16 protein-coding genes are annotated in these 18,929 nt (G+C 73.4%); 6 read left to right on the top strand and 10 right to left on the bottom strand.

Annotated features, from left to right (window positions below; translation table 11 throughout):
* Positions 1–190: 190 nt before the first annotated feature.
* Positions 191–1,027 (bottom strand): helix-turn-helix domain-containing protein, encoded by an 837-nt coding sequence (locus tag ACIP5K_RS31485; RefSeq protein WP_401415017.1) that lies wholly within the window; start codon positions 1,025–1,027, stop codon positions 191–193.
* 38 nt (positions 1,028–1,065) lie between these two features.
* On the opposite strand from ACIP5K_RS31485, the gene ACIP5K_RS31490 reads away from it, so the two are divergent.
* Complete coding sequence (locus tag ACIP5K_RS31490) at positions 1,066–1,371, top strand: 4a-hydroxytetrahydrobiopterin dehydratase (protein WP_401415019.1); 306 nt, start codon at positions 1,066–1,068, stop codon at positions 1,369–1,371.
* 61 nt (positions 1,372–1,432) lie between these two features.
* Here the strand turns inward: ACIP5K_RS31490 and ACIP5K_RS31495 are convergent, their stop codons facing one another.
* From ACIP5K_RS31495 to ACIP5K_RS31525, 7 genes are all read right to left on the bottom strand, one after another.
* Complete coding sequence (locus ACIP5K_RS31495; RefSeq protein WP_401415021.1) at positions 1,433–2,137, bottom strand: TetR/AcrR family transcriptional regulator; 705 nt, start codon at positions 2,135–2,137, stop codon at positions 1,433–1,435.
* A 40-nt stretch (positions 2,138–2,177) separates the two neighbouring features.
* Positions 2,178–3,395 (bottom strand): serine hydrolase domain-containing protein, encoded by a 1,218-nt coding sequence (locus ACIP5K_RS31500; protein WP_401415023.1) that lies wholly within the window; start codon positions 3,393–3,395, stop codon positions 2,178–2,180.
* 88 nt (positions 3,396–3,483) lie between these two features.
* Positions 3,484–4,467, bottom strand: coding sequence for an aldo/keto reductase (locus ACIP5K_RS31505; RefSeq protein WP_401415025.1), 984 nt, complete (start codon positions 4,465–4,467; stop codon positions 3,484–3,486).
* A 209-nt stretch (positions 4,468–4,676) separates the two neighbouring features.
* Entirely contained in the window at positions 4,677–5,468 is a 792-nt protein-coding gene (locus ACIP5K_RS31510; protein ID WP_401415065.1) for an aldo/keto reductase, read from the bottom strand.
* A 96-nt stretch (positions 5,469–5,564) separates the two neighbouring features.
* On the bottom strand, positions 5,565–7,922 hold the full coding sequence (locus ACIP5K_RS31515; RefSeq protein WP_401415027.1) for an FdhF/YdeP family oxidoreductase: 2,358 nt from the start codon (positions 7,920–7,922) through the stop codon (positions 5,565–5,567).
* 75 nt (positions 7,923–7,997) lie between these two features.
* A complete protein-coding gene (locus ACIP5K_RS31520; protein ID WP_401415028.1) occupies positions 7,998–9,824 on the bottom strand; it encodes an AMP-dependent synthetase/ligase in 1,827 nt (608 codons plus the stop codon).
* Positions 9,825–10,068: 244 nt separating this feature from the next.
* Positions 10,069–11,553 carry an MFS transporter gene (locus ACIP5K_RS31525; protein ID WP_401415029.1) on the bottom strand — a complete coding sequence of 495 codons (1,485 nt, stop codon included), beginning with the start codon at positions 11,551–11,553 and terminating at the stop codon, positions 10,069–10,071.
* 141 nt (positions 11,554–11,694) lie between these two features.
* Here ACIP5K_RS31525 and ACIP5K_RS31530 point away from each other — a divergent pair, with 141 nt between their 5' ends.
* Complete coding sequence (locus tag ACIP5K_RS31530; RefSeq protein ID WP_401415031.1) at positions 11,695–12,669, top strand: Lrp/AsnC family transcriptional regulator; 975 nt, start codon at positions 11,695–11,697, stop codon at positions 12,667–12,669.
* A 255-nt stretch (positions 12,670–12,924) separates the two neighbouring features.
* On the opposite strand, the gene ACIP5K_RS31535 is transcribed toward ACIP5K_RS31530, so the two are convergent.
* Complete coding sequence (locus tag ACIP5K_RS31535) at positions 12,925–13,782, bottom strand: LysR substrate-binding domain-containing protein (protein ID WP_401415033.1); 858 nt, start codon at positions 13,780–13,782, stop codon at positions 12,925–12,927.
* A gap of 124 nt (positions 13,783–13,906) precedes the next feature.
* Between ACIP5K_RS31535 and ACIP5K_RS31540 the strand changes: the two genes are divergently transcribed.
* Complete coding sequence (locus ACIP5K_RS31540) at positions 13,907–14,977, top strand: bile acid:sodium symporter family protein (protein WP_401415035.1); 1,071 nt, start codon at positions 13,907–13,909, stop codon at positions 14,975–14,977.
* Positions 14,978–15,133: 156 nt separating this feature from the next.
* Here ACIP5K_RS31540 and fdhD read toward each other — a convergent pair whose 3' ends face one another.
* Positions 15,134–15,982 (bottom strand): formate dehydrogenase accessory sulfurtransferase FdhD, encoded by an 849-nt coding sequence (gene fdhD, locus ACIP5K_RS31545; RefSeq protein WP_401415037.1) that lies wholly within the window; start codon positions 15,980–15,982, stop codon positions 15,134–15,136.
* 260 nt (positions 15,983–16,242) lie between these two features.
* On the opposite strand from fdhD, the gene ACIP5K_RS31550 reads away from it, so the two are divergent.
* From ACIP5K_RS31550 to ACIP5K_RS31560, 3 genes are all read left to right on the top strand, one after another.
* On the top strand, positions 16,243–17,628 hold the full coding sequence (locus tag ACIP5K_RS31550; protein WP_401415039.1) for an OFA family MFS transporter: 1,386 nt from the start codon (positions 16,243–16,245) through the stop codon (positions 17,626–17,628).
* A complete protein-coding gene (locus ACIP5K_RS31555) occupies positions 17,585–17,731 on the top strand; it encodes a hypothetical protein (protein WP_401415041.1) in 147 nt (48 codons plus the stop codon). Before ACIP5K_RS31550 ends, ACIP5K_RS31555 begins: the two co-directional genes overlap by 44 nt.
* A 141-nt stretch (positions 17,732–17,872) precedes the next feature.
* Positions 17,873–18,820 carry a beta-ketoacyl-ACP synthase III gene (locus tag ACIP5K_RS31560; protein ID WP_401415043.1) on the top strand — a complete coding sequence of 316 codons (948 nt, stop codon included), beginning with the start codon at positions 17,873–17,875 and terminating at the stop codon, positions 18,818–18,820.
* Positions 18,821–18,929 lie beyond the last annotated feature (109 nt).

Genomic DNA, 18,929 nt, shown 5'->3' on the forward strand with positions numbered 1-18,929 from the left:
GCAGCCGCACGGCCTCGGTCGTGGCCCCGCCCGCGCGAGCGCGTCGGCGGTCGGCGCCGGGCACGGTCGTGGACGCGGGGGCCGGGCACGCGGGGGCCGTGCACGCGGGGCCGGAACCGGCTCCGTCGTCCCGCTCGCCCCCGGTCCGCCGGGCCTGGCGGCCGACCGGGGCCCGTCCGGCGAGGCGTTCTCAGTCGGCGGTGCGCCGGAGGTACTTCACCGTCGCCGGATCGGCCGGGAGCAGCGTCTCGACGGCCAGCTCGGCGACGGTCACGTCCATCGGGGTGTTGAAGGTCGAGATCGACGACACGAAGGACAGCACCTGCCCGTCGTGCTCCAGGATCATCGGCAGCGCGAAGTACGGCACGCCGCCCGCCGGTTCGGGATCCTCGTCCCGGTCCGGCACCGGATAGCCGGACACCTCGGCGTGGAGCGCGCGCAGCGCCGGCGAGCGGGCCAGCGCGATCTGGCGTTCCATCTGGGCCAGCAGATGGCCGCGCCACGCGCGCAGGTTCCGGATCCGGGGGGCCAGGCCCTCCGGGTGGAGGGTCAGCCGCATCGCGTTCAACGGCCGCGCCGACAGCAGGTGTTCGGGCAGCGGCTCCATCAGCAGCGCGACGCCGCGGTTCGATGCGACCACGTCGTACGTCGCGTCGACGATCAGCGCCGGATAGGGCTCGTAGCCGCGCAGCAGCTGGTCGAGGCCCGCGCGCAGGGCGCCCAGCGAGGGGTCGTCGAGGGACGTCTCGGAGAAGCGGGGTGCGTAACCGGCCGCGAGCAGCAGGGCGTTCCGCTCGCGCACCGGTACGTCCAGGTGCTCGGCGAGCCGCAGCAGGAACTCCTCGCTGGGGCGCGAGCGGCCCGTCTCCACGAAGCTGATGTGCCGGGCGGAGGAGTCGGCGCGCAGGGCCAGGTCCAGTTGGCTGACGCGGCGCCGCTCCCGCCAGCCGCGCAGCAGCCGGCCCACCTCGGAGGTGCTGCCGCGGCGGGCCGCCGCCGTCCGGGTCGTCCGCGCCGGGGTCGTCATGGGGAGACCGTAACCGGAAGTGGTGGCAGGCTGGGGGCATGCCTACAGAGCCGCTTTCCCAGAAGGACGTCGAGGACCGCCTGGCCGAGCTGCCCGGCTGGTCCCTCGACGGCGACCGGATCACCCGTACCTACCGCCTGGACAGCCACTTCGCCGCGACGGCCCTGGTCGTGCACATCGCGCAGACCCAGGAGGAGCTCGACCACCACTCCGACCTCACCCTCGGCCATCACACGGTGGCGCTCGCCGTGCACACCCACGACGCGGACGGCGCCGTCACCGCGAAGGACTTCGAACTCGCCCGCCGGGTCGAGGAGTTGGCGGCCGGTCACCGGGCGACCTGAGCGGGCGGCCCGTCGTGGGGCGGCCCGTCGCGGGGCGGCCCGGGGAACGTCCGGCCGCGGCTCAGCGCCCGGCCGCCCGCAGCTCCACCGCGTCCAGGAGCAGCGCGAGGGTCGTCTCGAACTGGTCGTCCTCGTCGGCGGCGGCCAGATGCGGGGCGACCGCGGCCAGCGCCGGATAGCGGTCCGGGGAGACGGCCAGGTACGCACGCCGCCACGCCGACCGGTCGCCGTCCCGGGCGGCGCCGCCGAGCGCGCCGACGGACGCCTCGTACGCGGCGAGGGCCAGCGAGGTGTCGACCAGGGAGCGGTAGTAGCGCGCCGCGTCCCGGTCCCCGAACCCGGCCGCGCGCAGGGCGCCGATGACGACGTCCGCGCCCCGGAACTCGGCGTCGCGCCGGGCGACCCGGGTGGCGACGAGCACGGCCACCCGCGGATGGGCCAGGCAGGCCGCCCGCATCCGGCGGGCCAGCGACTCCAGCGTGCGCCGCCAGCCGTCCGCCGGGGCGAATCCGTCCAGCGCCTCCGCGACCAGCCGCTCGGCGAGGCCGAGCAGGATCTCGTCCTTGCCCGCGAAGTGCCGCAGCACCGCCGTGTGATTGGCCCCGAGGTCCGCGCCGAGCCGGCGCAGCGTGAGGGCGTCGGGCCCCTCCCGGTCGACGAGGGCGAGCGCGGCGTCCAGGATCACGCCCTGATTGAGCGAGGTGGACGGCGGGCGACCGCGCCGGGCCGTGGCCTGCGGTGCGGCTTTCGCCCGGGATGCGCTCATGCCCGCCATCCTATCGACCGGCCCCGGCCGCCCCCGGGGATCAGGCGCCCGCCTCCAGGTGCGCGACCAGCGCGGTCAGCGCGGCCACCGTCTCCGCGTCCTTCTCCTCGTCCTCCGCCGTGTGCCACGCGCTGGTCTTCACGACCACGACGTCGGCGTCCGGGTCGACCCACAGGTACTGCCCGTGGATGCCGATGCCGGTGAACGACCGGCGGGCGCCGTCCAGCGTCCACCACTGGTTCGCGTACCCGTAGTGCCGCGGCAGGTCCGGGCCCAGCGCCCCGGGCGCCAGGTGGGCGAGCCCGGTGCCGCGGCTGCGCGCGGTCCAGGCGGCGGGCACGATCCGGTGCCCGTCCAGCTCGCCGCCGCGCGCCATGAGCAGGCCCACCCGGGCCATGTCCCGCACCGCCGCGTTCAGCGAGCCGCCGCCGAGCGCGGTGCGCGGACGGCCCCGGGTCAGGAAGTAGTACGCGTCGCGCTCGGCGCCGATCCGGCTCCACAGCCGGCCGTACGCGTACTGGGCGAGCGTCTCGCCGGTCGCCGCCTCCAGGACCCAGCCGAGGACCTGGGAGTCCACCGTCGAATAGTTGAAGGTGCCGCCGGGCTCGGCCGCGCGGCCGAGCGATCGCACCACCCCGAGCAGCGAGCCGCCCCCGGACACCGCCCGCTCGAACCGGGCGAACGACGACTCGGGATCGGCGTAGTCCTCGACGAACTCCACCCCGCTGCTCATGTGCAGCAGGTCCTCGACCGTCGGCCCGTCGTACGCGCTGCCCGCGAGCTCCGGCAGGTACGAGACCACCTTGTCGTCCAGCGCCCCGACCGCCCCCTCCTCCAGCGCCACCCCGATGAGCAGCGAGGTCACCGACTTGGTCAGGGAGAACAGCTGGAACCTGGCGCGCGGCGACGCGAACCGCCCCGGGTACGCCTCGTGCACCAGCGTGCCGCGGTGCAACACGGCGAACCCGGTCGTGTGGGTGCGCGCGTGCAGCTCCGCAAGAGTGCGCCGCTCGCCTCCGTACACGTACGAGAAGCCGCGCAGCGCCCGCCCCAGGGGCAGCGGGCGCGGCAGGGGCGCGCGCGGCACGGACTCGGTGGGCAGCAGCGCGGACATGTGGGTGAACGCCCACTCGTTGACCGGCCGGGAGAACGCGACGGCGGCCTGGTTCCGCCACAGCCAGCTCGCCCCCGCGCCCAGGCCCGCGACCGCCGCCCCGATCGCCAGCGCGCCGCCCGTCCGCCTCGTGCCCGTCCCCATACGTCCTCCACGGTGCCGTCCCGATAATTTCGGACCAATGGTGACACCGGGGTTCGGCGGGGGGCAAGGGTGCCGGTCGGGCGCGGCCTCAGGCGGCGTCCAGGCGGGCCCGCTCGTCGGTGGTCAGCTCCAGGTCCACCGCCGCCAGGCTCTCGTCGAGCTGCGCGACCGACGACGCGCCGACCAGCGGCACCGCGGGCACCCCGGCGCCGAGCAGCCAGGCGAGGACGACCTGGTTGACCGTCGCGCCGGACGACGCGGCGACCTCGCGCAGCGCGGTGCGCCGCGCCTCCCGGCTGCCGTGGTCGTGCCCGGGCCCCAGCGGCTTGTCCTCCCGCACGTACGCGCCGGCGAGCAGCGGCGAATAGGCGACGAGCGTGAGGTCCCGCTCGGCGCGCACCATGCTGAGCAGATTGCCGTCGGCGGTGGCGGACACCCCGTCGGGCGACAACTCGGTGGCGAGGTCGGTGCGGTGGCGCAGGTAGCTGTGCTGGTACTGGAGCACCTCGTAGCCGGCCAGCCCCTCGGCGCGGGCGATCGCCCGCGCCCGCTCCACCTGCCAGGCCCAGTGGTTGGACACCCCGAGCAGCCCGACGCTCCCCTCCTCGACGAGCGCCCCGAACGCCCGCACCGTCTCGGCGAGTTCGACCTTCGGGTCCGGGATGTGCGCGTAGAGCAGGTCCAGGCGCTCGACGCCGAGCCGCGCCCTGCTGCCTTCGACGGCCGCGCGGACCGCCGCCGCCGACAGGCCCTCCGGGTTGTCGACGAAGCCGGTGCCCGGTGCGAGCGGCGCCGCCCCCAGCTTCGTGGCGATGACGACCTCGTCGCCGATGCCCCGGCTGCGCCGCCAGTTCCCGAGCAGCGTCTCGCTCTCGCCGCCGACCGTGCCGTGGACCCAGAACGCGTAGTTGTCGGACGTGTCGATGAACGTGCCGCCCGCCTCCACGTACCGGTCGAGGATCGCGAACGACGTCTTCTCGTCGGTGAGCGTGCCCATCAGCATGGCGCCGAGGCTGAGCACGCTCACCTCGCGGCGGCGCGCCGGGTCGGTGCCGATCGTGCGGTATCTCATGGGAGGTCCCCCTTCTCGTGCGGTCCGGCCGCCGGACGCGTCCGGGCCACGGGAGGGGAGTCAACGTGTTGAAGTGCACGCGAAGTCAAGCCCGTCCGCCGGACCCGATCGCAGGCAGGACAGACGCCGGGGCCGCCGCCCGGGCACGGTGGGTGCCCACGGGCGACGGCCCCGGTCGGCCGCTCCGGCCGGCGGGCCGGGGGAGGGGATCAGGCGACGTCGAACTCCGCCGGGTCCGGGCCCAGCCGGCGGTCCTCGTTCAGTGCGGAGATCGCGCCGAGGTCCTCGGTGTCGAGCTCGAAGCCGAACACGTCGATGTTCTCCGCGATGCGCGAGGGGGTCACCGACTTCGGGATCACCACGTTGCCCAGCTGGACGTGCCAGCGCAGGACGACCTGGGCCGGCGTGCGGCCGTGCTTGCGGGCGATGGCGACGATCGCCGGAACCTCCAGCAGGCCCTTGCCCTGGCCGAGCGGCGACCACGCCTCGGTCGCGATGCCCAGCTCCGCGTGGCGCTCGCGCGAGGCGTGCTGCTGGAGGTGGGGGTGCAGCTCGATCTGGTTGACCGCGGGGATGACGGAGGTCTCGGCGGTCAGCCGGTCCAGGTGCTCCGGCAGGAAGTTGGAGACGCCGATGGCTCGGGCGCGCCCGTCGGCGTAGATCTTCTCGAACGCCCGGTACGTGTCCACGTACAGGTCCTTGGACGGCAGCGGCCAGTGGATCAGGTACAGGTCCACGTGGTCGAGACCGAGCTTGTCGAGGGACCGGTCGAAGGCGCGGAGCGTCGCGTCGTGGCCCTGGTCCGCGTTCCACAGCTTGGTGGTGACGAAGAGCTCCTCGCGGGGCACGCCCGACGCGGCGATCGCCTTGCCGGTGCCCTCTTCGTTGCCGTAGATCGCGGCGGTGTCGATGCTCCGGTACCCGGCCTGAAGCGCCGTCGCGACGGCCCTCTCCGCCTCGTCGTCCGGCACCTGCCACACGCCGAAGCCGAGCTGGGGCATCTCGACGCCGTTGTTCAGGATGATCGGGGGAACCTTGCTCACGAGGTGTCGTTCCTTCGGGTTGTGAGACAACTGTCGTACTCCCATGCTCAACGATCAGGGACGTACGCGCATTCCTGTGGCGGAATCGTCCGGTCCAGGCGCACCCGCCGCCGGCTGCCGCCGCACCTCCACCGCGAGATGCTTCATCAGCGGCTGGTCGCTCTGCGGGCTGAAGTCGCCGATCGCGCACAGGACGTTCAGCTCCGGCATGTAGCCCACCGCGCAGCCGCGCGGCAGATCGTACGCGAGCGCGCGGTACCCGTGCACCGACCGCCGCGACCCGTCCCGCGCCACCGAGGTGATGTCGACGAGGTCCATGTCGGCCAGCCCGCGCTCACGCATGTCGTCCGTGTTAAGGAACACCAGGGTGCGCAGGTTGCGCACGCCCCGGTAGCGGTCGTCGGAGGAGTAGATCGTGGTGTTCCACTGGTCGTGCGAACGGACCGTCGCCAACGTCAGCAGACCCTCGCCGGGGTCGGGGTCCGGCAGCGCGGCGAGCGAGAACTCGGCCCGCCCGGACGGCGTCAGGAAGATCCGCTCCCGGGCCGGCTGCCGCAGCCGGAACCCGTGCGGCCCGCGCACCCGCCGGTTGAAGTCCTCGAAACCGTCGAGCGCGCGTTGCATCGTGTCGCGGATCCGGTCGTAGTCCCCGGTGTACTCCTCCCAGGGCGTCGCCGACCCGGGCAGCGTCGCCCGCGCCATGCGGGCGATGATCGCGGGCTCGGAGAGCAGGTGCGCGGACGCGGGCCGCTTCATCCCCCGCGACAGGTGCACCATGCTCATCGAGTCCTCCACCGAGACCGCCTGCGGCCCGGCCTCCTGGAGGTCCCTCTCGGTGCGGCCCAGGCAGGGCAGGATCAGCGCCCGCCGCCCGTGCACCAGGTGCGAGCGGTTCAGCTTGGTGGACACCTGGACGGTCAACTCGCACGCGCGCAGGGCCTCTTCGGTGTAACCGGGGTCGGGTGCGGCGCGGACGAAGTTGCCGCCCATGCCGACGAACACCGTCGCCTCACCGGCGTGCATCGCCTCGATGCCGCGCACCGTGTCCAGGCCCGGCGCGCGCGGCGGATCGATGCCGCACGCGTCGGCGAGCCGGTCCAGGAACCGCTCGTCCGGGCGGTGGTCGATGCCGCAGGTGCGGTTGCCCTGCACGTTGCTGTGCCCGCGGATGGGGCAGGGGCCCGCGCCCTCGCGCCCGATGTTGCCGCGCAGCAGCAGCAGGTTCACGATCTCGCGGACCGTGTCGACGCCGTGCTCCTGCTGCGTGATGCCGAGACACCAGGTGATCACCGTGCGGCAGGAGCCGAGATAGACCTCGGCGGCCCGGGTCATGGCGTCGCGGTCCACGCCGCTCGCCGCCTCCAGGTCCGCCCACGCGGTCGCCGCGCACAGGTCGCGGTAGGCCTCGAAGCCCACGGTGAAGCGCTCCAGGAACTCCCGGTCGACGGCCTTGGGGTCCCGCTCGGCGCGCTCCAGGACGACCTTGGCGATGCCGCGCAGCAGCGCCAGGTCGCCGCCGATGCGCGGCTGGAGGTTCAGGGTGCCGGTCCTGGTCGCCCGGAAGGCGGCCATCGCGGCGAAGTCGTGCGGCACGATCGTGCGGCCGGCCGCCGCCTCCACCAGCGGGTTGATGTGCACCACCTGGGCGCCGCGGTCGTAGGCGTGGGCCAGCGTCGTGATCATGCGGGGGACGTTGGACGCCGCGTTCACGCCCATCACGAACAGCGCGTCCGCCTGGTCGAGGTCGTTCAGGTCGACGGTGCCCTTGCCGGTGCCGAGCGCGGCGGTCAGCGCCCGGCCGCTCGCCTCGTGGCACATGTTCGAGCAGTCGGGGAGGTTGTTGGTGCCGAACTCGCGGGCGAAGAGCTGGTAGAGGAACGTCGCCTCGTTGCTCAGCCGGCCCGAGGTGTAGAACAGGGCGCGGCCGGGGGAGTCGAGGCCGCGCAGCGTCTCGCCGACGAGCGCGAACGCGCTCTCCCAGGACACGGGCACGTAGTGGTCGGTGCGCGCGTCGTACGCCAGCGGACCGACCAGCCGCCCCTGGTCCTCCAGGTCGTGGTCCGGCCACCCGGCCAGCTCGGTCACCGTGTGCCGGGCGAAGAAGGCGGCGCCCGCGCGCTTCGGCGTCATCTCCCAGGTGGCGTGCTTGATGCCGTTCTCGCACAGGTCGAGCGCCAGCCCGTGCTGATCGTCGGGCCAGGCGCACCCCGGGCAGTCGAAGCCGCGGTCCGGGTGGTTCATCCGCGTCATGATCCGCGCGCTGTCGACGGGCTCCTTCGCCTTCGCCAGCACCCGGCCCACGGACTTCGCCGCACCCCAGCCCGCCGTGGGGTGCCGGTAGGGGGTGTGCGAGGGCTCGCCGCCCGACGGGCCGTACCCGCCGTTCGGGGCCGCGGGGGGTGCGCTGCTCATGGTTCGGCCTTCCGCAGGGTCCGGGTGCCTCCCTCTCGAACGTAAGGGAAGGTCTGGATCCGTGCCCGCCGGAGGTCAGCCGCGGTAGAGCGCCTCGACCTCGGTCGCGTACGCCGTCTCGATCGCCTTGCGCTTGAGCTTCAGGGACGGGGTGAGCAGGCCGTGCTCCTCGCTGAACTGATGGGCGAGGATCCGGAAGGTGCGGATCGACTCGGCCTGCGAGACCAGTGTGTTCGCGGCCACCACCGCGCGCCGGACCTCCATCTCCAGGTCCGGGTCGCGCACCAGCTCGGCCGGGTGCATCATCTGCTTGCCGCGCATGCCGAGCCAGTGCTCGACGGACTCCGCGTCGAGCGTGACCAGCGCGGCGACGTACGGGCGGTCGTTGCCGACGACGATGCACTGGGCGACCAGCGGATGGTCGCGCACCCGCTCCTCCAGCTGCTGCGGCGAGACGCTCTTGCCGCCGGAGGTCACGAGGATCTCCTTCTTGCGGCCGGTGATGGTCAGGTAGCCGTCCTCGTCCAGCGCGCCCAGGTCGCCGGTGGCGAGCCAGCCGTCGTGCAGGGTGCCGTCCGTGGCCTTGGGGTCGTTGAGGTAGCCCTGGAAGACGTTCTCGCCGTGCAGCCACACCTCGCCGTCGTCCGCGATGTGCACGGTGGTGCCGGGGATCGCCTGGCCGACCGTGCCGTAGCGGGTCTGCTCGGGCGGATTGGCGGTGGCGGCGGCCGTCGACTCGGTCAGGCCGTAGCCCTCGTAGATCGCGACGCCCGCACCCGCGAAGAACAGGCCGAGCCTGCGGTCCATGCCGCTGCCGCCCGACATGGCGTGCCGGATCCGGCCGCCCATCGCCTCGCGCACCTTGGCGAAGACGACCTTGTCGAAGAAGGAGTGCTGCATCCGCAGCGAAGCGGAGGGCCCCGAGCCCGTGCCGAACGCCTTCGCCTCCTGCGCGTCCGCGTACTTCACGGCGCACTCCACGGCCTTGTCGAACGGGCCCGATCTGCCTTCCTTCTCGGCCTTCCTGCGCGCCGCGTTGAAGACCTTCTCGAAGATGTACGGCACCGCGAGGATGAACGTCGGCCGGAACGCCTGGAGGTCCGGGAGCAGCGCCGCCGCGTTCAGCTGCGGCTGGTGGCCCATCTTCACCCCGCCGCGCACCGCCGCGACCTGCACCATCCGCCCGAAGACGTGCGCGAGCGGCAGGAACAGCAGGGTCGAGGCCTCCCGCTCCCGCTTCGAGGCGAACACCGGCTCCCAGCGCGCCACCATGGTGTCCGCCTCGAACATGAAGTTCGCGTGCGAGATGACACAGCCCTTGGGGCGGCCCGTCGTGCCGGACGTGTAGATGATCGTGGCGACGGAGTCGGGGGTGACCGCCTTGCGGTGCCGGTGCACCGTCTCGTCGTCGATGTGCGTGCCGGACGCGCTGACCTCGTCCACCGCGCCGCCGTCCAGCTGCCACAGCCGGTGCAGATGGGGCAGCTTGTCGATGACCGTGGCGATGGTCATGGCGTGGTCCTCGTGCTCCACGACCGCCGCCGCGACCTGGGCGTCGTACAGCGTCCAGAAGACCTGCTCCGCCGAGGACGTCGCGTAGATGGGGACGACCTGGGCGCCGACGGTCCACAGCGCGAAGTCGAACAGCGTCCACTCGTAGCGCGTACGGGACATGATGGCGACCCGGTCGCCGAACCGGATGCCCTGTGCGAGCAGGCCCTTGGCCAGTGCCAGGACCTGGTCGCGGAACGCGGCCGAGGTCACGTCGCGCCACCGGCCCCCGGCGTCCTTGCGCCCGAAGGCGATGTGGTCGGGGTGGTCCTGCGCATGGTCGAACACGGCGTCGGCCAGGCCGCCCACCGGCGGTGCCGACGCCAGAGCGGGGGTGGTGAACTCACGCAAAGTTGCTCCTTGTGGCGCTCCGCACAGCGTCGGCGACGGTACCGGACCGCGCGCCCGGGCGGGAGAGGGTCCGTCTCACCGTCGGTACGCGGAATATGCACAGGTCAGCCGTCTAAATGCGGCCACAAGGGAAGGGCCGGGACAGATTACTTACCTTTCAGTAAGTTTCGGTGGCGTAATCTCCCGGCCCTCTTCACCGATCCTCAGCGGTCTCCACCGAATCTGTACGCGGCGGTCACCGGGGTCACCGCGGAGCGGGTGCCGCCTTTTTGGGCGGAGTGGTCGGTTCCGTTACGGGCGGCCGGGGGGACCGTACCAGCACGAGCACCAGGAACCCCGCGCCGATCGCCACGCAACCGGCCAGGACGGAGGCCGAGTTGAGCCCGTGCGCGAACGCCGTGGCCAGCGCCCGCCGCGGCACCCGCCCGCGCAGCCCGTCCGCCCCGCCGCCCGCCAGCGCGTGCGCCGCCCCGCGCGACAGCGTCTCCTGCATCCGGGAGAGGACGACGGTGCCGAAGACGGCGATGCCGAGCGCGTACCCCAGCTGCCGGAAGGTGTTCAGGGAACCGCCCGCCGTCCCGGCCCGCCGGGGTTCCACGGAGGCGAGCGCGGCGCCCGCGATCCCGGGCGAGACCAGGCCCACGCCCACCCCGGCGAGCAGCAGCCCGGGGACCAGCGCCGTCCAGGTCGACCCGGCGTCGAGCACCGCCTGGCAGCAGGCTCCGACGCCGATGAGGAGCAGCCCGCCGCCGACCGTGATCCGCGCCGGTACGCCGTGCAGCAGCCGGCCGCCGGCCATCGCCACCAGCATCGAGGCCCCCGACAGGAACACGAAGACGAGTCCGGCGCGGACCGGGCTCATCCCCAGCAGCGTCTGGAGCCACAGCGAGGTGTACGGCAGCACCCCGAACGCGGCCGCGTTGAACGCGAAGGCGCCCGCCATCACGCCCACGAACGCGGGCCGGCGCAGCAGCGCGAGGTCCAGCATGGGATGGGCGCAGAACCGTTCGACGGCCACGAAGCAGACCAGCGCCACGGCGGCCACCAGGAGCGCGACGACCGCGCCCCGGTCGCCCCAGCCCCGCTCGCCCGCCCGGATCACCCCATACGTCGCCGTGCCCGCGAACACGGCGAAGGCCGCCGTCCCCGCCCAGTCGATCCGGCGCCCCCGCGGTCCGCGCGACTCGGGCACGTGGCGCAGCGTCAGCCACACCGCCGCGACGCTCACCGGCAGATTGACCCAGAAGATCCACCGCCAGCCCGGCCCCTCGGTGAGCAGCCCGCCCAGGACCGGCCCGATCGCCGCCGCCCCGCCGCTGACCGCGCCGAACGCGCCGAGCGCCACGGACCGCTGCCGCCCCTCGTAGACGGCCCCGATGATCGGCAGCGTCGTCGCGAACATCGCGGCCGCGCCCAGGCCCTGCACGACCCGCGCCGCGACGAGCGTCGCGGGCCCGCCCGCGAGCCCGCACACCAGCGAGGCGGCCGCGAAGACGACGACGCCCGCCACGTGCACGCGCCGCCGCCCCAGGATGTCGGCGGCGGCCCCGGCGCCGAGCAGCAGGGCGGCCAGCGCCAGCGCGTAGCCGTCCATCACCCACTGGAGATCGCCGAGCGAGGCGTGCAGCGCGGCCGCCATGTCCGGCAGCGCGACGACGGCGATCGTCACGTCCAGCAGCAGCATGAACGTTCCCAGACAGACGGCTGTCAGGGGCCCCCAAGTACGCATGGTGGTGGTGACCTTTCGTCAGGGTTCTCGACGCGGTCCGCAGCGGACGCGCGGTGCTCCGTACGATGAGCGGCGGGCGGCCGATCGCCGTGATCGTCCGCCCGGAAGCGACGGAATCCGACAGCGAGGCAGGATCAGGCCGTGGAATCCACCCCGTTCGACGAGCTGGACCTCGGCATCCTCCAGGCCCTGGAGGCGGACGGGCGGGCGCCGTTCAGCCGGATCGCCGAGGTGCTCGGCGTCTCCGACCAGACCGTCGCCCGCCGCTACCGCAGGCTCGTCGCCGACGGCGGCCTGCACGTCGTCGGCCTCCAGGACGGCCAGGTCCTCGGCCACGACAGCTGGATGCTGCGGCTGCGCTGCGCCCCCGAAGGGGCCGGCGCCATCGCCGGCGCGCTGGCCCGGCGCCCCGACACCTCCTGGATCGGGCTGACCTCGGGCGGCACCGAGATCGTCTGCGGGACGGTACGGCGCACCCCCGGCGACCACGACGACCTGCTCCTCGGCAAGCTGCCGCGCACCCCGCACATCGTGGAGATCCGGGCCCACCAGGTGCTGCACCGCTTCTTCGGCGGGCCCGAGGGCTGGCTGCGCAAGTACGGCCCGCTCGCCCCGGACCGGATCGCGGCGCTGCGGCCGGCGCCGCCCGCCGCGCCGGAGCCGGTGTCGATCACCCCGGAGGACGGTCCGCTGCTGGCCGCCCTGCGCCACGACGGCCGCGCCACCTACCCCGAACTCCAACGCGCCACGGGCCGCTCCGAGTCGGCCGTCAGGCGCCGGCTCGGCCAGCTCCTGGCGTCCGGGGCGCTCTTCATCGACGTCGAGTACGACACCCTGCGCCTCGGGTACGGGATCACCGCGCTGCTCTGGATCACGGCGGCGCCCCGCCACCTCGACGACGTGGGCCGCGCCCTGGCCGAACACCCCGAGATCGCCCACGCGGCGGCCACCGCAGGCCCCTCCAACCTGGTGGCGACGGTGCTGGCCCGCGACACGGCCGACCTCTACCGCTACGTCAGCGGCAAGCTGGGCCGCCTGACGGGCGTGCAGCACGTGGAGACGGCCCCCTACGTCCGCCGCGTCAAACAGCTGACCTACCGCCCGCCACCGAGGTGACGCGAGGGGGGAGGGGTGGGGCGGTCAGGGGGCGGCGCGCGGCGCACGCCTCAGGACCGCGGGAAACCGCGCGACCAGCCACGACGGCACCCGGCATCCGACAACGGGCGACGGCACCCGGCATCCGGCAACGGGCGACGGCACCCGGCACCCGGCACCCGGCACTCGGCATCCGACAACGGGCGACGGCACCCGGCACCCGGCACTCGGCATCCGACAACGGGCGACGGCACCCGGCACCTCCCCCGCCGCCCGTCACCCCGCCCCCCGGTGCAGCCGCTCCCCGCCCCCCAGGATGGCCTGCGCCAGCACCGCTGCGGGTCCCCGCCCGGCGGCCCCCCGCAGTACGAAATCGACCTCCCCCAGCTCCGGCAGCCCCACCCGCTCCGGCACCCGTACGAGACCGGGCGGGATCAGCCCCCGGGAGTGCGCCATCACCCCGAGCCCGGCCCGGGCCGCCGCGATCAGCCCGTTCAGCGAACCGCTCGTGCAGGCGATGCGCCACGCCCGCCCCTGCCGCTCCAGCGCCTCCAGGGCGAGCGCCCGGGAGATCCCCGGCGGCGGGTACACGATCAGCGGCACCGGCCGCTCGGGATCGATCCGCAGCCGCTCCGAACCGATCCACACCAGCCGGTCGTGCCACACGGACTGCCCTCCCGGGTCCTCCGGCCGCCGCTTGGCCAGCACCAGATCGAGCTTGCCCGCGTCCAGCAGCTCGTGCAGGGTCCCGGACAGCTCGACGGTCAACTCCAGGTCCACCTCGGGGTGTTCGACCCGGAACGCCTCCAGGATCTCCGGCAGCCGGGTCAGCACGAAGTCCTCCGACGCCCCGAACCGCAGCCGCCCGCGCAGCCGCGTCCCGGTGAAGAACGCGGCGGCCTGCTCGTGCACCTCCAGGATCCGGCGCGCGAACCCGAGCATCGCCTCCCCGTCCGCGGTGAGCTCCACGGAGTGGGTGTCCCGCGTGAACAGCGTCCGCGCCGTGGCGTCCTCCAGCCGCCGCACGTGCTGGCTGACCGTCGACTGCCGCAGGCCGAGCCGCCGCGCGGCCTGCGTGAAGCTCAGCGTCTGCGCGACGGCCAGAAACGTCCTCAGCTGCCCGGGGTCGTACATGCGCCGACCCTACTCCCGCCTATCACGCGACGCGATCACAGTCAGAGCGGTGTACCGGATTCCCGATGAGGGGGGAGCGGGGGAGGATGGAGCGGGCACGACCTGAACCGAGAGCTGGGAACCGATGAAACGCCTGAGCCGGCCGTCCTGGATGCCGATCGACGCCTACATCCTGGCGCTGATCGGGACCGTGGCAGTGGCCGCGCTGCTGCCCGCCCGCGGCGCCGCGGCCGACGCGGCGTCCGGCGCCTCCACCGCCGCCGTCGCCTTCCTCTTCTTCCTCTACGGGGCCCGCCTGTCGACCCGCGAGGCGATGGACGGCCTGCGCCACTGGCGCCTGCACCTCACGGTCCTCGGCTGCACCTTCGTGCTGTTCCCGCTGCTGGGCCTCGCGGCCCGCGGCCTGGTCCCGGTGCTGCTGCCGCGGAACCTCTACGAGGGTCTGCTGTTCCTCACCCTCGTCCCGTCGACGATCCAGTCCTCGATCGCGTTCACCTCGATCGCGCGGGGCAACGTCCCGGCGGCGATCTGCGCGGGCTCCTTCTCCTCGCTCGCCGGCATCGTGTTCACCCCGCTGCTCGCGGCGGTCCTGCTCGGCAACAGCGGCGGCGGCTTCTCGGCCGACTCGCTTCTGAAGATCGTGCTGCAACTGCTGGTGCCGTTCGTCGCGGGCCAGTTGCTGCGCCGGTGGGTCGGCGGCTTCCTCACCCGGCACAAGAAGATCCTCGGATACGTCGACCGGGGCTCGATCCTGCTCGTCGTCTACACGGCGTTCAGCGAGGGCATGGTCCAGGGCATCTGGCACCAGGTGAGCGCCGTCCGGCTGGCCGGACTGCTCGCCGTCGAGGCGGTGCTGCTCGCCGTGATGCTGGTGGTGACCTGGTACGGCGCCAAGGCGCTCGGCTTCGGCCGGGGCGACCGCATCGCGATCCAGTTCGCCGGGTCGAAGAAGTCCCTCGCCTCCGGACTGCCCATGGCCAGCGTCCTGTTCGGCACCCACGCGTCGCTCGCCGTGCTGCCGCTGATGCTCTTCCACCAGATGCAGCTGATGGTGTGCGCGGTCCTCGCCAAGCGCCGCGCCAGGGACCCCGAGGTGGCCGAGGGGCCCGAGGGGGCCGAGGCGGAGGCGCCCCGGGAGGTGGCGGGCGGGGCCGGCGCCGGGGTCGGCTCCTCGGCCTCAGGGCCGCGTCGATGAGGTAGCCGGTGACGTCGGCCGTCACCGGCTCCGACCTCTCCGGCGCGGGGGACGAGGAGCTCGGCGAGCCGGGCCCGGCCGCCGCTCCGAACGAGTGGGTGCGGCCCGCCGGGTTGGCGACCGTAACGCTCCCCGCGCCCGGACACGCGCCCGTTGTCAGCTCGACGCGGCCGGGACCTGGAGGTCGAGCCGGTGCTCGCCCGCGTACACGTTCATGGTGGCGCCCCGCAGGAAGCCGACCAGCGTGAGCCCGGTCTCGGCCGCCAGGTCCACCGCGAGCGACGATGGGGCGGAGACCGCCGCGAGGACCGGGATGCCCGCCATGACCGCCTTCTGCGCCAGCTCGAAGGAGGCGCGGCCGGAGACGAGCAGGACCGAACGGGACAGCGGCAGGTCGCCGCTCTGGAGGGCGCGCCCGACCAGCTTGTCGACGGCGTTGTGCCGCCCGACGTCCTCCCTTATGTCGACGAGCGTGCCCGCCTCGTCGAAGAGCGCCGCCGCGTGCAGTCCGCCGGTCCGGTCGAACACCCGCTGCGCCTCGCGCAGCCGGTCGGGGAGCGAGGCCAGCAGCTCGGGCGTGAGCCGGACCGGGGGAGTGTCGGCGATCGGGAAGCGGGCCGTGGTGCGCACCGCGTCCAGGCTGGCCTTGCCGCACAGCCCGCAGGACGAGGTGGTGTACACGTTCCGTTCGAGCGTGATGTCCGGCAGGACGATCCCGGGGGCCGTCCGCACGTCCACCACGTTGTACGTGTTCGAGCCGTCCTGCGTCGCGCCCGCGCAGTACACGATGTTCTGGAGGTCGTCCGCCCCGGCCAGCACGCCCTCGCTGACCAGGAAGCCCGCGGCGAGCGCGAAGTCGTCGCCCGGGGTGCGCATGGTGATGGCGAGCGGCTTGCCGTTCAGCCGGATCTCCAGGGGTTCCTCGGCGACGAGGGTGTCCGGCCGGGACGAGACCTGCCCGCCCCTGATCCGGATGACCTTGCGCCGTTCCGTGACTCGTCCCATGTCCTGATCAGTCCCGGTTTCTGTAGAGGCCGCCGCGGGTCGCCGGGGTGTCGTGCGGCGAGGCGACCTTCACGATCTCATTGTCCGGCGGGAACGGGCCGATCGGGTGGACCGGGCCGAGGGAATTCCGCCGGGATCCGGATGAAATGCGAACAGATACTGCATACAGTATGTAACGCGGAGCGTGAAGGGCGAGGACGCGCGCGGCGGCGCTCCCGCCCCCTTCCCAACTCCCGTGGCCCTGCCTACGGTTGTGGATCATGAGGCCCCCCGTCGCACCCCCCGGCTGGAGCCGCTGGCTCGTTCCCCCAGCCGCTCTCGCGGTCCATCTGTCCATCGGCCAGGCCTACGCCTGGAGCGTCTTCAAGCCCGCCGTCGAGGACGCCCTGCACGTGAGCGGCACGCAGAGCGCGCTGCCGTTCCAGCTGGCCATCGTGATGCTCGGCCTGTCCGCGGCGTTCGGCGGCACGCTCGTCGAGCGCAACGGACCGCGCTGGGCGATGGGCGTCTCCCTGGTCTGCTTCTCGTCCGGCTTCCTGATCTCCGCGCTGGGCGCCGGACTCGAGCAGTTCTGGCTGATCGTCCTCGGCTACGGCTTCGTCGGCGGCATCGGCCTCGGCATCGGGTACATCTCACCGGTCTCCACGCTGATCAAGTGGTTCCCCGACCGGCCCGGCATGGCCACCGGCATCGCGATCATGGGCTTCGGCGGCGGCGCGCTGATCGCGTCCCCGTGGAGCGCGCGGATGCTGGAGTCGTTCGGCAGCGGCAACGGCGGCCTGGAGCTCGCCTTCCTGGTGCACGGAGTGGTCTACGCGGTCTTCATGTCGCTGGGCGTGCTGTTGATCAGGGTGCCGAGGAGCGCGCCGGCCTCGGCCGCGCCCGCGGCGGCGCGGGGCGCCGAGCCCGCCGTCCCCGCCGCACCCACCGCCCCCGCCGGGCCGCAGGTGACCGCGGACCGGGCGATCCGCACCCCGCAGTTCTGGTGCCTGTGGGTCGTCCTGTGCATGAACGTCACCGCGGGCATCGGCATCCTGGAGAAGGCCGCCCCGATGATCACGGACTTCTTCCAGGACTCCGGCACCCCGGTGACGGCCTCCGCCGCCGCGGGCTTCGTCGCCCTGCTCTCCGCCGCGAACATGGCGGGGCGCATCGGCTGGTCCTCCACCTCGGACCTCGTCGGCCGCAAGAACGTGTACCGCCTCTACCTCGGCGCGGGCGCCCTCATGTATCTCCTCATCGCCCTGTGGGGCGACTCGTCGAAGACCCTCTTCGTCCTCTGCGCCCTCGTGATCCTCTCCTTCTACGGCGGCGGCTTCGCGACCATTCCGGCCTACCTGAAGGACCTCTTCGGCACCCACCAGGTGGGCGCCATCCACGGCCGCCTCCTCACGGCCTGGTCCACGGCGGGCGTCCTCGGCCCGCTCATCGTCAACCGGATCGCCGACAGCCAGGAGAGCGCGGGCAAGCACGGCGCGTCCCTCTACGGCCTGTCGCTCGCCATCATGATCGGGCTGCTCGTCGTCGGCTTCGTCGCCAACGAACTCGTCCGGCCCGTCCACGCCCGCCACCACCACGTACCCGCCCCCAGGGAGTCCGCCGATGACGCAGCCGCCACCGCCCGAGACCAGCAGCGATCCGCCTAGGCGGCGGACCCTCGTCGTCGTCGCCTGGCTGTGGGTGGGCGCTCCCCTCGCCTACGGACTGTACGAACTGGTGCAAAAGGCCACCCAGCTCTTCACGGGCTGATCGGTCGGAACTCTCCAAGCCTTGCGCCGCATTCCTGTCGCATACGTCACCGGTTACTCGCCGGTCGCTGACCAGACTGGAATGTCCGCAGCTCGGACGGGGCCGCACCACCCGCCCGCAAGGCACACGAGGGGACCCTCCATGAACGGTTCGCGCATCGTCGGCATCGGCCACTATCAGCCCGCCAGGATCCTGACCAACGAGGATCTGGCGGGCATGGTCGACACCGACGACGAGTGGATCCGCTCGCGCGTCGGCATCCGCACCCGGCACATCGCGGGCCCCGACGAGCCGGTCGACGAACTCGCCGCGCACGCCGCCGCCAAGGCGCTGGCCGCGGCGGGGCTGACCGCCGACGCCGTGGACCTCGTCGTCGTCGCGACGTCCACCGCCGTCGACCGCTCGCCCAACACCGCGGCCCGCGTCGCCCACCGCCTCGGCGTCCCGTCCCCGGCCGCCCTCGACCTGAACGTCGTGTGCGCCGGCTTCACCCACGCCCTGGCCACCGCCGACCACACGCTGCGCGCCGGGGCCGCCCGCCGCGCCCTGGTGATCGGCGCCGACAAGATGTCCGCCGTCACCGACTGGACCGACCGCACCACGTGCGTGCTGACCGGCGACGGCGCGGGCGCCGTCGTGATCGAGCCGTGCGCGGACGGGACGGAGCCCGGGATCGGCCCGGTCCTGTGGGGCTCGGTCCCCGAGATGGGCCACGCCGTACGGATCGAGGGCGAACCCGCGCGCTTCGCCCAGGAGGGCCAGTCCGTCTACCGCTGGGCCACCCGCTTCCTGCCGCCGCTGGCCCGCGAGGCCTGCGCACGGGCCGGTACCGCCCCCGAGGACCTCGCCGCCGTCGTCCTGCACCAGGCGAACCTGCGCATCATCGAACCCCTCGCGGAGAAGATCGGCGCCGTGAACGCGGTGATCGCGCGGGACGTCGTCGACTCCGGCAACACCTCCGCCGCCAGCATCCCGATGGCCCTGTCCAAGCTGGTCGAGCGCGGTGAGCTGGAGAGCGGGGCGCCCGCGCTGCTCTTCGGCTTCGGCGGAAACCTCTCCTACGCGGGCCAGGTCGTGCGCTGCCCGTGACGTGCGCGCGGGACCCGTCAGCGACCTGGCCGGACGCCCGGCCGCCTCCGGGCAGCCGGTGGAGGCCCGAGGCGGCCCGACTGCCGGCAGCCGACGCCATCTCGACCCA

The organism is Streptomyces sp. NPDC088785 (genome assembly GCF_044750685.1).
Lineage (GTDB): Bacteria > Actinomycetota > Actinomycetes > Streptomycetales > Streptomycetaceae > Streptomyces.

Coding starts and splice junctions, on each gene's coding strand:
- ACIP5K_RS31485 (WP_401415017.1), bottom strand. CDS start 1,027: ATGACGACCCCGGCGCGGACGACCCGGACGGCGGCGGCCCGCCGCGGC.
- ACIP5K_RS31490 (WP_401415019.1), top strand. CDS start 1,066: ATGCCTACAGAGCCGCTTTCCCAGAAGGACGTCGAGGACCGCCTGGCC.
- ACIP5K_RS31495 (WP_401415021.1), bottom strand. CDS start 2,137: ATGAGCGCATCCCGGGCGAAAGCCGCACCGCAGGCCACGGCCCGGCGC.
- ACIP5K_RS31500 (WP_401415023.1), bottom strand. CDS start 3,395: ATGGGGACGGGCACGAGGCGGACGGGCGGCGCGCTGGCGATCGGGGCG.
- ACIP5K_RS31505 (WP_401415025.1), bottom strand. CDS start 4,467: ATGAGATACCGCACGATCGGCACCGACCCGGCGCGCCGCCGCGAGGTG.
- ACIP5K_RS31510 (WP_401415065.1), bottom strand. CDS start 5,468: ATGCCCCAGCTCGGCTTCGGCGTGTGGCAGGTGCCGGACGACGAGGCG.
- ACIP5K_RS31515 (WP_401415027.1), bottom strand. CDS start 7,922: ATGAGCAGCGCACCCCCCGCGGCCCCGAACGGCGGGTACGGCCCGTCG.
- ACIP5K_RS31525 (WP_401415029.1), bottom strand. CDS start 11,553: ATGCGTACTTGGGGGCCCCTGACAGCCGTCTGTCTGGGAACGTTCATG.
- ACIP5K_RS31535 (WP_401415033.1), bottom strand. CDS start 13,782: ATGTACGACCCCGGGCAGCTGAGGACGTTTCTGGCCGTCGCGCAGACG.
- ACIP5K_RS31540 (WP_401415035.1), top strand. CDS start 13,907: ATGAAACGCCTGAGCCGGCCGTCCTGGATGCCGATCGACGCCTACATC.
- fdhD (WP_401415037.1), bottom strand. CDS start 15,982: ATGGGACGAGTCACGGAACGGCGCAAGGTCATCCGGATCAGGGGCGGG.
- ACIP5K_RS31550 (WP_401415039.1), top strand. CDS start 16,243: ATGAGGCCCCCCGTCGCACCCCCCGGCTGGAGCCGCTGGCTCGTTCCC.
- ACIP5K_RS31555 (WP_401415041.1), top strand. CDS start 17,585: ATGACGCAGCCGCCACCGCCCGAGACCAGCAGCGATCCGCCTAGGCGG.
- ACIP5K_RS31560 (WP_401415043.1), top strand. CDS start 17,873: ATGAACGGTTCGCGCATCGTCGGCATCGGCCACTATCAGCCCGCCAGG.